The following is a 13166-nucleotide window of genomic DNA, read 5'->3' on the forward strand; positions in this document are numbered from 1 at the left end:
GTCCTTAGCCTCGGGGTCCTTGGGCTTGTCGCCGCCGTCGTCCGGGGTGTCGGGTGCTTCGGGTTCGTTGGCTTCGGGATCCTTCGGGTCCTGCGGTTCCGGATCCTTGGGGTCGTTAGCCTCGGGATCCTTGGGGTCGGTCGGCTTGTCGCCGCCGTCGTCCGGGGTGCCGGGCTCGTTGGTTTCAGGTTCCTTGGGGTCCGTTGGCTTGTCGTTGCCGTTTTCTGGTGCCTCGGGATCCTTTGTTTCAGGGTCTTTTGGATCCTGTGGGTCCTGTGTCTCCGGGTCCTTCGGATCCTCCGGGTCCTTCGGATCCTGCGGTTCAGGCTCTTCAGCCTTGTACTTCACGGTGAGAGCAGTGGGCTTCTTGCGTGGGTCCGCAGCTCCGCCGGAGGAGTACCAGTACTGGGTCTGGCCAGTCTGTACGTTGAAGTCCACCCAGCTGCGAGGGAATGAACCCCAGTCACCGTCCTTGTTTTGGTCGGGCTGTCCGCTGTCGATGCCCTCGTAGTCAGGGGTGACGGTGAAGCCGTTTTCATCGAGCTTAACGGTGTTCTTTTTGAAGTCGGCGATGGTGCCTTCAACAGGCGCGAGCTTCTCCCACTTGCTCATGTCCTCCATGGACGTGCCGTAGCCGGAGAAGGTGCCGGTGATCTTGCCCTTGCCGTTCTTCACCTCAAGCTTGGGGTCACTCACCGACCAGTAGGTGTACCCGGAGTAGTACACCACGGTGAACGAACCTTCCCATTCGATGGTGCCGGAATTCGTTTCAGGGTCGATTGTGCCCTTGCCGCCGGAAATCTCAACGAAGTTGCCCGACCGCTTGGCGTTGTCGCCGTTCCACGTGTTGACTCGCTCGCCGGAAGGCGTTTGGCACTTGTTGTCCCACGTGATGGGCTGCGTGCCACCATCAGCGGTGGGGCGCAGAATCTTGACGTTGCCCTCTTCTGGGCTGAACAGCTTCTTAGCTTCGGCGTCTTCCTTTTTCCAAGGTTCAGACTTCCCGGCGTCGCCGGACACACCGGCGGACAGGAAGTTGCATGTGCCGGGAGCATAAGCACCCGCACCGGATTCGGCGTTGATACCCCAGCTGAAGACAGCGTCCGAAACATTGAGTTCTGCGGCCTGGGCGGGGTGCGCGGACAGCAGACCGGCCCCGCCCAGCGCGAGTGCCACGCTTCCGGCCAGGCAGGCGCGCCAATTGCGGCGCGAAGGCGCGCTCGATGATGACTTCATTGTTCTCCTTGTGGACTTACGTCGTGCGTACATTTCGCAACTGATTTACGAGAAACTGACTTGACCTAAAACGTTTAGGTAAGGCTATCCTTAGTTATAGTCACCCTGTAAGTCAACTCACGGTTCGGTGAATGTTTGTTGAGTGCCTCAGGCGCACTCGAACAGAAAAGGAAGCAATGAAACTCAACTCTCGGGCGTGGCGCCGGGCTGAAGAACCCGGTCGCCCAGGAGGCCTGAATCGGGCTTTGCGCCGCGTGCCTCGCCGTACAAAACGGCGTGCCGCAGCAACCGCAGCGTTGCTCGCCGTTGGGCTTTTTCTGTGGAACAACGGTTTCCACAACGTCGGTACCCTCAATGCCGCGCACTCCCAACAGTGCGTACCCCCGCCGGCGACCTCGGCGGCGCAGCTTCCGAACATCCCGGATGTTCCCAGCTCCGAAAAACGTCCGGTCAGCAAGATCCACGGCCCGACCACTGCCTACACCCAGGCCTCCGAAATCCGGCCGATTGCAGATTTCGCAGATCAGCAGCAGACCCTCCCGGTGACTGTCACCTCGGACGATGGCCCCGAACAGACGGTGCGTGACACCTCGAGAATTCTGGCGCTCAACCAAAACGGCGGTTTGGCCGCCGCGGTTGTCGGCCTGGGTCTGGGCTGCAATCTGGTCGGCCGTGATGTTTCCACGCAGATGTCGTCGCTCATGCCGGGCCAGAAAGAACTTCCGCTGGTCACCCAGAACGGGCACGAACTCAACGCGGAGGCAATCCTCAATCTGGCACCCACAGTGGTGCTGACCGATTCGACGATCGGCCCCTATGACGTTCAGCTTCAGCTGCGCAATGCCGGCATCCCGGTGGTGTTCATTCCGTCGGCGACAGAGGACGGTGTGCAGGGCGTCAGCCCGCAGATCGTTGCGGTTGCCAAAGCGCTGGGCCTGCAGGATGCGGGTGAACAGCTGGCCAAGCGCGTCGATAAGGAAATCGCCGAAACCCAAAAGAGAATCCAGGCGCTCGCACCGGACAATCCGGCGGACCGTCCGCGCACGGTGTTCCTGTATCTGCGCGGCGACATCTACTACTGGTTCGGCAAAGGCTCCGGCGCGGATTCACTCATTCAGGCAATCGGCGGACGTGATGTTGCCACCGAAGTCGGCTTTGCGGGCATGTCTCCAACAAACGCTGAGGCGCTTGTGAAGGCCGCCCCGGACGTCATTTTGGTCATGACGAAGGGCCTGGAGAGCGTCGGCGGCATCGACGAAGCCCTCAAACTGCCGGGCATTGCGCAGACTCCCGCCGGCAAACACCGTCGGATTGTCGATATGAGTGACTACGAAGTCATGAGCTTCGGCCCACGCACCGCGGAGGTCATCGCAGCCCTGGGCACGGCAGTCCACGCCCCCGAATACGCCTACGTCCCACAGGAAAAGTCCGCTGAAGCGGATGCCTAAGGAGAAAACCCTTGAGCACTACTCATTCCAGATCTGCTGAGCGTTTCGATGCTCCCGCACCTTTTGCCGGTTCGCCTTTGGACGAACAGCGCAAGAGGCGCCGCTCCCGTTCTGCTTCTTCGGCACCTGCCGCCCGGGTTCCGGGGGAGGGACGCGGTGAGAAGCCTTCCGGGAGGGTGTCGGCTGCTCGGGTGACCACTGTCTTCACCACTTTGGTGGTTCTGCTTCTTGGCGGAACTCTGCTTTCGGCCATGTTGGGTCAGCTCTACATTGCGCCGAAGGAAGTTGTGGGTTCCGTTCTGCAGTCGGTGGGCATCAACTGGCTGCCCGGTCCGTCGCACGAATTCGGTGCTGAGGCCCTGTGGGAGGTGCGCTTCCCGCGGATTGTTCTGACGGTCTTTGTGGGTGCTGCCTTGGCTATTGCCGGTGCTGTTATGCAGGGCATCTTCGGCAATCCGCTGGCTGAACCGGGCACGATCGGAGTGTCTTCTGGTGCTGCCGTCGGTGCGTCGTTTGCGTTTCTGCACGGCCTGAGCTTCCTGGGCGGATTCACGGTTCCGTTCCTGGCGTTTGTGTGCGGTCTGGTGACAACGATCGTCGTGTACGTCTTGGCGCGGTCGAACGGCCGGACGGAAGTCGTCACTTTGATCCTCACGGGTGTTGCGGTCAACGCGATTTCCGGTGCGCTCATTTCGTTTATCGTGTTCAAAGCCCCCACGCAGGCACGTGAGCAGATCGTGTTCTGGCAGATGGGCAGCTTCAACGGCAGCCGGTGGGAACAGGTTGCGATTGTCGTTCCGCTGGTGGTCGTGGGAATCGGCCTGACGATGTTCCTGGCCCGGGGCCTGGACTTGGTGTCTCTGGGTGAAAAGGCGGCCCGCCACCTGGGTGTCGATGTTGAGCGTCTGCGCTTGTACGCCATGGTCCTGTCGGCTCTGCTGGTCAGTGCTGCGGTTGCGTTTGTCGGCATCATTGCCTTCGTCGGTCTGGTGGTTCCGCACCTGATGCGCATGCTGTTGGGGCCGGGCCACCGTCTGCTGCTGCCGGCATCGGTCCTCGGCGGCGCGGTGCTGCTGACCTTTGCCGACCTGGCTGCGCGCACGCTCATCGAGTTCGCCGACCTCCCGATTGGCATGCTGACCGCGCTGATCGGCGGACCGTACTTCTTCTATCTGCTGCGCCGCAGCCGTCGTGAGGCAGGAGGTTGGGCATGATCGAAAAGCTGCGTCACAGCCGTGAAAGCCGTCTGCCGGAAGTCCCCGCACCGGGAAGCACCGTGCTGTCGGTGGACCAGGTGACGGTGTCCTACGACGGCGAAAGGAAGGTGCTCGAGGGGGCCAGTCTGGATGTCCGGGCGGGCGAGGTGCTGGCTCTTGTCGGTCCCAACGGCGCCGGGAAATCGACACTTCTGGGTGTGATCACCGGGGATGTTGAGGAAGCCTCCGGGTCAGTCATCATCAACGATCACCCGTCCTATGCCTGGAACACCCGCGAACTGGCTATGCGCCGGGCTGTTCTGCTGCAGCAGGTCGATGTGTCGTTCCCCTTCACGGTGTTGGAGGTCGTTGAAATGGGCCGCGCCCCGTGGCAGCGGACGCAGGCGGCAGCCGATGACGACACGATCGTGTCCGCAGTCCTGGAGCGCACGGACACGAGCCGCTTTGCTTCCCGCACCTTCACCTCGCTGTCCGGAGGGGAGCGGTCGCGCGCCGCTTTGGGCCGCGTCCTTGCGCAGGCCGCCCCAATTCTGCTGTTGGACGAACCGACAGCGGCTATGGACATCCGCCACCAGGAGCTCGTACTGACGATTGCCCGTGAATATGCGGCCACCGGCTCGGCTGTTGTTGTGGTTCTGCACAGCCTTGATCTGGCCGGTGCCTACGCGGACCGAATCGCCCTGCTCAACAACGGCCGCATCGCCGCTGACGGCACACCGGAAGAGGTGCTGACAGCCGAGCGGATCAGCGAAGCCTACGGCCATCCCGTCACTGTTCTCACCGACCCGGTATCCGGTTCACCGCTTGTGGTGCCGGTTCGCCCTTCCAGAAAGGACATGTCATGAATCAGCCTGGACACGCACCGGGCAGCCGGAAAAAGCGGCTGGGTCTGCGGCGGTTGGCTGCCGCGGCTGCCGCTGTGCTCATAGGCGGCATGGGCGCTTTCGCGAGTGCCGCTGTCAGTCCCGAACCCGCCCAGGCGGCGGCCCGGGTTTCCGTGTCGGGGACGCCTTCTGTTGACGGCACCTCGACCCTCAAACTCTCCGGCAGCGGTTTCCAATCGGTGCAGAACGGCTTCGGCGGCATCTATGTTCTGTTCGGTGTTGCCGAAGGCACGTGGCAGCCCAGCAAGGGCGGCAAGACGGGCACAAACCTGCGCTACGCCTATGACGATGAATCGAATCCGGTGGGCTATCAGCTGTTCGTCACGTTCCCGGGATCGTCAACAGCTCACGCTGCCAACGGCGGCACACTGAAGGCCGACGGAACATGGTCCGGCGAAATCATCCTGCCGGGCGCTCGCTTCACGTCCTATGACCGCGAGCGCAATCCGGTCGATGTTGACTGCACGCGTGAGCGCTGCGGCATCATCACGATCGGCGCGCACGGCGTGGCGAACGCCAAGAACGAAACCTTCACGCCGATTGAGTTCCCTGCTGCCGCAGCGGCTGGCCAGTCCGGCGGCGAACAGCAGCAGAACAACGGCGCATCCGGCGCGGCAGCCGCACCGAAAGCCAATGCGCAGAAGGACAACAAGGACCAGAAGAACGCAGACGCCCCCGCCGCACCGGCACCGGGAGCAGCGGGTGGACAGCAGCCGGTGTCAGGGCCCCTGCTGGAGCCCGATCAGGTTGATGCGATCAACACGAACGCCAACCGCATGGTGTTTCTGCTGATGATCGGGGTTGTTCTCGCCATCTGTGCGGTTGCCCTGGCCGTGGGAGTCGGTTCCTACATGGCAGTGAAATCGCTTCTTCTGGGTGTCAGCCCCGAAGCACTGGAGCGTGTGCGCACGCGTAGGGCTAAGCGCGCTATCGCGGCAGAGCACAAGCGCGAACGCAAACTGCAGAAGTTCCGCGTGAAGCAGGATGCGCGCACCCGCAAACGTGAAAGGGCAGCCGATGCCAAGATCGCCCGCGCTGACATGGAAGACGCGGGAGTGCGCTATCCGGTCATCGCCGAACAGCAGTCCTACGCTCAGCAGCCCGGTGCACAGGACCAACCTGCGGCCGGACCCATGCGGTTCTTTGAACTCATCCACAACGACGCAGGGGCCACCGGCAGCCACACGCAGCGCCAGGCGGCGGGCAGTCAGCAGGTGCATTCCGAGGGCACACCACCCGGTGCTGCAGGAGGAGATTCCCCAACGCTCGTCATGGATCGCTTGCTGGGCGAAGCAGATGCACGGGAGGATCAGCGATGAAGCGCACAGCAATAACCCTGGTGGCAGCCGCGGCAGCTTTTCTGCTGTTCCTCTTTGCTGCGGGTATCGCAATCGGCACGGCAGCCTTCGCATCGCCGGCTGACAGCGCGGAAGGGTCCGAGGCTGAGTCGTCGAAGCTGAAAATCTCAGACGCCGCCCTCACGTGGGGAATCAATGCAGAATCCGGCTCAGGTGCGTATCTGCCCGGTTCATGCAACTTCCTTTCCGCAGGTGTGGCAGGCGACAACGGGGGATCCTCGTTGTGGCCGAATGACGCCGAAAAGCGCGGACTGTTCAAGGCGAAAGACGGCAACGTGGAGATTCTGCGGCCCACCGCTGATGGCGGCACGCAGCCGATCACGTGGGACAACAAATGCCAGACCCCGGAAGGCAAACGCGTCAACATCTCAGGCGTGAACTCTGGAAACTACGTCCAGTTCTCCGGCGGTAAGGGAGAAGTGGACACCGCTGCGAACACGGGCACCATCCAGTGGGAGGGTTCGTTCACCCTGGTGTACTACTCCGGGTACACCTACTGGTCGGTGAGCAACCCCAAGCTCGAAGTGAAGAACGGCAAGGGCAAGCTCACCGGCACCTTCTCCGGCTACGGCACCGACATGGAGGACCTGTCCAAGTGGGAAAAGCTCAACCCCGTTGAAGGCACCATCGCCGACTTCGAAAACAACACGGTCAAGCTTGATGAAAACGGCTTCACCGTCACCCCGGACTACGAGGGCATCGACAGTGGGCAGCCAGACCAGAACAAAGAAAAAGACGGCTGGGGTTCGTTCCCCAAGAGTTGGGTGGACTTCAACGTACTGACCGGCCAGGCCCAGTACTGGTACACCTCCGGCGGAGCCGCTGATGTGCGCAAGAAGCCCAGTCCGCTGAGCGTGTCGTTCACGGGCACCCCGATCGTGCCCGAACAGCCTCCGACTGATTCGCAGCAGCCCAAGCCGAAACCCGACACCGGGGGAGACAGCAAGGACAAGCCGGGCGGCACCTCGTCAGAAGAAAAGAAGCCATCGGAAACCCCGAAGGGATCAGACGCGACCCTGTTCTGGGCGATCAACAAGGAAAGCAGCGCCGGTGGGTTCGCACCCGGCACATGCAACTTCCTATCCGCCGGAGTATCTCCGGACAGCGGCGGGGCCGTCGTGTGGGACGCACCCGGAAAGCTGTACAAGCCCAGCCACGGCAACGTGAAGATCGAAAAGCCCGACGCATCCGGCAAGTTCCACACCGCAACATGGCAGAACAAGTGCGATGACCGCTACGGCGGGCGAGTCGTGGCAGCGGACAAGAACTCGCACCACGAATCGCGGTTGAACATGGGCGCTGGAAGCATTGACTTCGAGGACGGCGGAATCACTGCCAGCTGGGACGGCGGCTTCACGATCGTGTTCTACTCCGGCATGACCTACTGGTCGGTCGCCGATCCGAAGCTGACAGTCACACAGGACGGCAAGGGCGAGCTGACGGGTACCGCATCCGGCTACGGCGCAGACATGGACGACCTGTCGAAATGGGAGAAGCTGAAGTCCGAAACCATCACGCTGGCGACTTTCTCCGGCCTCGATGTGGGCAAGGCAGTCAAGGACGGTGGATTCACCGTCACCCCCGACTATCTGGGTGTTGAATACAACGCGGGCGACGGTATTACGCCGCAGGACCGCACCGGAAGCGAATGGGGTTCATTCCCCAAGAGCTTTGTCGACTTCAACGTCAAAACCGGGCAGAGCTCCTACTGGTACTCCTCGGGCGGAATTGCAGACGCACGCAAACCCGCGCTGCCGCTGACGGTTGCCTTTGACAACAGCTTCGAGCCCCCAGCGCCAGAACCGGCCAAACCTGGTCAAAGCGCTGCCGGTGCAGGCGCGACCGGTTCAACCGTGCCCGGCTCAAGCACCGTCGGTGGGTCCGGCGTTGGCGGCCCCGGTGCTGCCGGGTCTGGCGGTGGGCCGGGCGCTCTGCCGCAGAGCCCCGATGCTCAGCCGGCAGACGTGGAAGACAAGACCGCTTTCGCTGCTACCGCAGCCGAAGCTCGCCGATCCGAGGGTATGGGCTCAATCAGTGCGAAGAGCTGGGGGCTTGGCGGAGCAACCGCAGCCGCAGGCATTGCCGCAACGGTCGGAATCGGCTGGCTGCTGCGCAGAACTATTGGGCTCGACCCGAGCACTTGGACCTAAACCACTTACAGACAAAAAGAAAGAAACCCGGAAACCGGGCCAACACCTCGTGGAGGAAACATGACCATCACAGTCCCACCCGCGGAAACCGCGTCATTCTCACAGCGACTGCGCGAAGAAACCCAGCGCGAACACAGCGCGGCCGAATCCGAGCGCTTCATTGTCGATCTCATGGGAGGAAAACTCGACCGCGAAGCCTACATTGCGCTGCTGGAACAGTACGCAGTGCTGTATCCGGCACTGGAATCGGCTGTGCAGGCCGCATCATCGGGTTCGGTGCTCGCAATGTTCGACCACCCCGGACTGGCACGCACGCAGGCAATCAATGACGACCTCGACCAGCTGCTCGGCACTGACAGGAAGCCGCCGGTGCCGGTCACAGCAACGCGCCTGCTGGCAGAGCGCTTCCAGTCTGGGCTTGAGCCAGAACAGCTGCTGGCCCACCACTACCTGCGCTACCTGGGTGACCTGTCCGGCGGCTTGGCGATCGGCAAACTGGTCAAGCGGCACTACTCGATCGAAGACGAAGCACTCAACATGTGGCGCTTCCCCGGAATCGACAAGCCGAAGCTGTTCAAGGACGACTACAGGGCCAAGCTTGACGCTGTGTCGCTGAGCGAAGCACAGCAGGAAGCTCTCATCGCCGAAGCCGAACTTGGCTTCCGCCTGAACAAGGCGATCTTCCGCGAACTCGGAGCAGCGCGCGGACTGTGACCGCTCCCAGCTGACAAGCGTTGTGGGTGTCGAGGTGATGAGCGCTTTGGTGCTGTAGCGCTGCTTCGCCGCGGCGTGCCCCGCCGGGGCCCCACCCCCAAACAAAGAACGAGGTGCCGCTCACCTGAGAAGGTGAGCGGCACCTCGTCCTTCTTTCGCTTTCTGTGCTTTCCATCAAGGATTGTGCGCACCACAAGTGGCGTATCGGGTCCTTGTTTAGTGTGTTCCTACGGAAGGAGAAGCGATGCTGATTGTCTTGATGGCCATCGTCATCGGCGCGATCATGGCCAGGTCCCCGATTACGGGAGGTTTGGCAAGGGCAGACAAAGCTTCGGTCGACAAGCAAGCAGCCAAACGCGGGCTTCCGCTTCCAGACGACCTGCGTCCGGTGATCACAGACCGACTGGTTCGGCGTGAAAAAACGCTGCAGGCGTGGTCGGCGGCGGGCATCATTCTCGGTTCGCTCTCAATAGTCGTGGTCCCGCTGTTCTACGGCTGGCATACGGGAGACATCTTCTACGTGCCGCTCATCCTGGGCGGGTTCGGGATTGGAAGCATCTTGGGCAGACTGCGTCTGGTTCGGCGGGGAGTGCCATCGCTGCCAGGCCGGTCCCAGGTGACCCGATCAGTGCGCCCAACCGTGACCGACTACGTCACCACCGGCGAGGTGATCTGCTTCTTCCTGGTTCCCGTATCGATTGTTCTGAATGTGGCCGGAATGTGGATTTTCCTGGGGCTGCTGCCGTATATCCCAGGCGAATTCAACGGACGCTACGGCCTTGTGACCGCTGTGAACATTGTGCTCCTGCTTCTGTGGGCGCTCATGCCGTCCGCGGCCCGCAAGTTTGTCGCAACGCCGCAGTATGCCGGCAACGACTTCGAACTGGCATGGGATGACGCAGAGCGCACGTCGATTCTGCGCGCACTGGGTGACGGTGCGGTGGGCATGACGGCTATCTCAGCGGTGTTTACGCAGGGGGTTGTCGGCGAACTCATCTTGCACCCCATGTCCGTTCCGGCGCGGAGGATCTGACGAACATGCTTGCCGCCGGGGCTTTCTTCGTCGGGCTGAACTGTGCTGCGCTGGTCGTGGCGCCCCTTCTGCCGGGACGTCTGAAGCGCACCCCGTGGCGCAGACTGTGGCCGAACGGTGTCAGCTGGCAGTCTGCTCTTCGAGCTCCACGCGCTCGCGTTCGCGTTCCTGCGTGGGGACGCGGCGTATGAAAACTGCCGCGATGAGCGCTCCGAGTGCAACGAAACCACACGTGATGAAAGCGGCCCCTGCACCATCGGCGTGTGCGCCCTGTTCAGAAAGGCCAGAACTGAGGGCCCGGGCCTGAGCGGAACCGTAGATCGAGATCATGAGCGCGGTTCCGGCAGCGCCGGCCAGCTGCTGCATCGTGTTGAAGATGGCCGAACCGTGACCGTACAGCTGCTTTGGCAGCGAACCCAGTGCCGTGGTCATGGCGGGTGTGAAGATCATGGCCAAGCCGATTGAGAAAGCCGTGAAGATCACAGCAATAAACCACGGGCTGGTGTTCTCGCTGACGGCAGCCAGTGCGAACATGCTGATCACCGCAATCAGCATGCCGGGAATCAGCAGAGGTTTGGGGCCGAAACGGTCAAACAGGCGTCCCGCAACGGGAGAGAGCGCGGCTTCCAGGACGCCGCCGGGCAGGGTGATAAGTCCCGTAACAAGTGCGGTGGCCATCAGCCCGCCCTGGATGAACAGAGGCAGAGTGTTCATGAGTCCCAGCAGGGCTGCGAAGAATCCCATCATGGCAACAAGGCACAGGGTGAAGTTGAGGTTGGTCAGCGGGCGCAGGTCAAGAAGCGCATTGCCGTGTTTGCCGCGCACAATCTGGCGCCATACAAACAGCGCAAGACCGATGATGCCGATGACCAGGATGATTACCGGGGTGCGTGCCTCCGGCCCACCAGCAGTGATCACGCTGATCGAGCTCAAACCGTAGACCAGGCCACCGAAGGCGAATACGGACAAGATCATGGACAGCACATCAATGCCTTCGGACGTGCGTTCGCTGGCGTTGGTCAGTTTGACGGCGCCGATAATCGTCGCGATAGCCACCAGCGGCACCATGACGGTGAAGATTCCGTGCCAGCTGGTCACACTGAGAATCAGACCGGCAACCGTTGGGCCAAGGGCGGGTGCAGCCGCGATGACAACACCGATCAGGCCCATGACGGTGCCGCGCCGGTTGGCTGGAACCATGAGCATCGTGACGGTCATGAGCAGCGGCATGATGATCGCGGTGCCAATTGCTTGGGCAACGCGGGCAAGCAGCATGATCACAAAGTTTGGTGCGAGCGCCGCGCCGATCGTGCCGACCAGGAAGATGATGGTGGCGAAGAAGAAGACCGATCGTGTGGTGAACCTGCCCAGTATCCATCCGGTTGTGGGCAGCACGATCGCCATGGTCAGAAGGAATCCGGTGAGGAACCACTGAGCCAGGTCCGCACCGATCCCCAGGTCTTTCATGATGGACGGAAGCGCAACCGCGACGGTGGTTTCGTTCAACATCATGACGAATGCGGTCGACACAAGAACGGTGAGAACCCATTTCACCGTCGACGGAATAGCAGCGTTTGGTGACGTTTCAGGCACGTTGAATAAGCCTTCAGTTTGGATGGCCCCATGATGAGGGGTGACGGCGGCTGCAGAAAGAAGAAGTGCAGCATTCGGATGCTAGCAAGATTTCAGCTCGGCTTGTACGTTACGTGACACGCTTCATGGACAGTGGCTGGGTGGCGGCTTAGGCCGCTGCACGGGGCTTGCCTGGTCCGTGTGACGAAATCATTCACAGAAGACCACCGGAAATCACTGCCGAGCTTTATCGTGAGCGCATGAGCACGCACACACCCCAGTCTTTCCAGCCCCGAGCCAAACGGCCCGACAAATCCGACGCCTCAAGCCTCGATTTCACGACTCAGGCCGTGCACGTCGGCAACGAGATTGATCAAGGTTCGGGCGCCATTCGCACGCCGATTGTTTTGGCGAACTCCTACGCTCTGCCCGAGGACCCATCCAACGTCAGCTGGTCTGGCACCGATGTCCCTCTTTACACCCGCAATTCGGGTGCTAACCAGCTGGCTCTGCAGCAGAAACTGGCAGCACTCGAAGGCGGCGAGGACGCTGTCGCGCTCGCCTCCGGTGTTGCCGCTTTGCACGCGGTGTTCTTCAGCTATCTCAAGTCAGGTGACCACATTGTCGTTGCCGATGTCACCTATGAGGCCACATGGCGCCTGTTCAAAGAACTGCTGCCGCAGAAGTACGGCATTGAAGCCACGTTCGTTGACGCGAGCGACCCCAAAGAAGTCGAAAGCGCCATTCGCCCGAACACACGCTTGGTGCACGTTGAGGTCATCGCGAACCCGACAACCAAGATCACCGACATCCCGAAGATTGCGGATATTGCCCACAAGGCCGGTGCCCTGTTGGTGGTTGATTCGACGTTCACCCCGCCACCCCTGTACCGCCCGCTGGAAGACGGTGCGGACTTGGTGGTGCACTCGCTGACCAAGTACATCAACGGTCACGGCGACGCGATGGGCGGTGCCGTCATCGGCAGCCGCGAAGCCATCCGCCCAATTAAACAGGACGCGATGGTCGATGTCGGCGGCATCATTTCGCCATTCAACGCGTGGCTGATCAGCCGCGGCTCGATCACCCTGCCGCTGCGGCTTCGCCAGCATCTGGACTCCGCCCAGAAGGTGGCCGAGTTCCTTGACGCTGACCCGCGAGTTGCCTACGTCGCCTACCCGGGTCTGAAGTCACACGCACAGCATGAGGTCGCTGCGCGTCTGTTCGGAAACCGCGGCTTCGGCGGTGTTCTGGCCTTCGCCGTTGAAGGAGATTCCGACACCCAGAACCGCTTTGTGGCGAATCTGCGCGTGGTCACCTCCGCGGTATCGCTCGGACATGACGAATCGCTCATCGTGCACGTCGGCACCGAGGGTCCTCGGGTTGCTGCCTACCCACCCGAGTTCCAGAAGTGGGGTCACCTGCGGTTCTCCGTCGGCCTGGAAGCAGCCGAGGACATCATCGGCGATCTCGCAGCGGCTCTCGATGCCACCTTCGGCCCCCTTTCCTGGCTCTTCCGGTTCTAGAGTGCGTTGACCCGGGCTGATAGCTGCCCGG

Annotated in this window: 9 protein-coding genes and 1 pseudogene; 8 read left to right on the forward strand and 2 right to left on the reverse strand. The window is 61.8% G+C overall.

Features of this window, described 5'->3' with window-relative positions; all coding sequences use genetic code 11:
* Positions 1 to 1236, reverse strand: a pseudogene (locus tag HMPREF3092_RS10860) (cell surface protein); the annotation flags it as partial.
* A gap of 176 nt (positions 1237 to 1412) precedes the next feature.
* On the opposite strand from HMPREF3092_RS10860, the gene HMPREF3092_RS10865 reads away from it, so the two are divergent.
* From HMPREF3092_RS10865 to HMPREF3092_RS10895, 7 genes are all read left to right on the forward strand, one after another.
* On the forward strand, positions 1413 to 2684 hold the full coding sequence (locus tag HMPREF3092_RS10865; RefSeq protein ID WP_070424894.1) for a heme/hemin ABC transporter substrate-binding protein: 1272 nt from the start codon (positions 1413 to 1415) through the stop codon (positions 2682 to 2684).
* Positions 2685 to 2875: 191 nt separating this feature from the next.
* On the forward strand, positions 2876 to 3898 hold the full coding sequence (locus tag HMPREF3092_RS10870; protein WP_019174173.1) for a FecCD family ABC transporter permease: 1023 nt from the start codon (positions 2876 to 2878) through the stop codon (positions 3896 to 3898).
* A complete protein-coding gene (locus HMPREF3092_RS10875; protein ID WP_019174172.1) occupies positions 3895 to 4746 on the forward strand; it encodes a heme ABC transporter ATP-binding protein in 852 nt (283 codons plus the stop codon). Before HMPREF3092_RS10870 ends, HMPREF3092_RS10875 begins: the two co-directional genes overlap by 4 nt.
* Entirely contained in the window at positions 4743 to 6104 is a 1362-nt protein-coding gene (locus HMPREF3092_RS10880) for a hypothetical protein (RefSeq protein ID WP_070424895.1), read from the forward strand. The genes HMPREF3092_RS10875 and HMPREF3092_RS10880 overlap by 4 nt, the downstream gene beginning before the upstream one ends.
* The gene (locus HMPREF3092_RS11565) at positions 6101 to 8293 is read left to right on the forward strand and encodes an HtaA domain-containing protein (protein WP_083274378.1); all 2193 of its coding nucleotides are present in this window, start codon (positions 6101 to 6103) and stop codon (positions 8291 to 8293) included. Before HMPREF3092_RS10880 ends, HMPREF3092_RS11565 begins: the two co-directional genes overlap by 4 nt.
* Before the next feature lie 60 nt (positions 8294 to 8353).
* A complete protein-coding gene (locus tag HMPREF3092_RS10890) occupies positions 8354 to 9007 on the forward strand; it encodes a biliverdin-producing heme oxygenase (protein WP_061941810.1) in 654 nt (217 codons plus the stop codon).
* 244 nt (positions 9008 to 9251) lie between these two features.
* Positions 9252 to 10040, forward strand: coding sequence for a hypothetical protein (locus HMPREF3092_RS10895; RefSeq protein WP_070424896.1), 789 nt, complete (start codon positions 9252 to 9254; stop codon positions 10038 to 10040).
* 120 nt (positions 10041 to 10160) lie between these two features.
* On the opposite strand, the gene HMPREF3092_RS10900 is transcribed toward HMPREF3092_RS10895, so the two are convergent.
* On the reverse strand, positions 10161 to 11633 hold the full coding sequence (locus HMPREF3092_RS10900) for a DHA2 family efflux MFS transporter permease subunit (RefSeq protein ID WP_070424897.1): 1473 nt from the start codon (positions 11631 to 11633) through the stop codon (positions 10161 to 10163).
* 239 nt (positions 11634 to 11872) lie between these two features.
* On the opposite strand from HMPREF3092_RS10900, the gene HMPREF3092_RS10905 reads away from it, so the two are divergent.
* Complete coding sequence (locus tag HMPREF3092_RS10905) at positions 11873 to 13135, forward strand: trans-sulfuration enzyme family protein (protein ID WP_070424898.1); 1263 nt, start codon at positions 11873 to 11875, stop codon at positions 13133 to 13135.
* Positions 13136 to 13166: the final 31 nt, after the last annotated feature.

The sequence above is a fragment of the Brevibacterium sp. HMSC24B04 genome (assembly GCF_001806835.1).
Taxonomy (GTDB): domain Bacteria; phylum Actinomycetota; class Actinomycetes; order Actinomycetales; family Brevibacteriaceae; genus Brevibacterium; species Brevibacterium ravenspurgense.

What these genes read in the sequence shown, in the direction of transcription:
- HMPREF3092_RS10865 (WP_070424894.1), top strand. Translation starts at nt 1,413, where the DNA reads ATGAAACTCAACTCTCGGGCGTGGCGCCGGGCTGAAGAACCCGGTCGC.
- HMPREF3092_RS10875 (WP_019174172.1), top strand. Translation starts at nt 3,895, where the DNA reads ATGATCGAAAAGCTGCGTCACAGCCGTGAAAGCCGTCTGCCGGAAGTC.
- HMPREF3092_RS10880 (WP_070424895.1), top strand. Translation starts at nt 4,743, where the DNA reads ATGAATCAGCCTGGACACGCACCGGGCAGCCGGAAAAAGCGGCTGGGT.
- HMPREF3092_RS11565 (WP_083274378.1), top strand. Translation starts at nt 6,101, where the DNA reads ATGAAGCGCACAGCAATAACCCTGGTGGCAGCCGCGGCAGCTTTTCTG.
- HMPREF3092_RS10890 (WP_061941810.1), top strand. Translation starts at nt 8,354, where the DNA reads ATGACCATCACAGTCCCACCCGCGGAAACCGCGTCATTCTCACAGCGA.
- HMPREF3092_RS10895 (WP_070424896.1), top strand. Translation starts at nt 9,252, where the DNA reads ATGCTGATTGTCTTGATGGCCATCGTCATCGGCGCGATCATGGCCAGG.
- HMPREF3092_RS10905 (WP_070424898.1), top strand. Translation starts at nt 11,873, where the DNA reads ATGAGCACGCACACACCCCAGTCTTTCCAGCCCCGAGCCAAACGGCCC.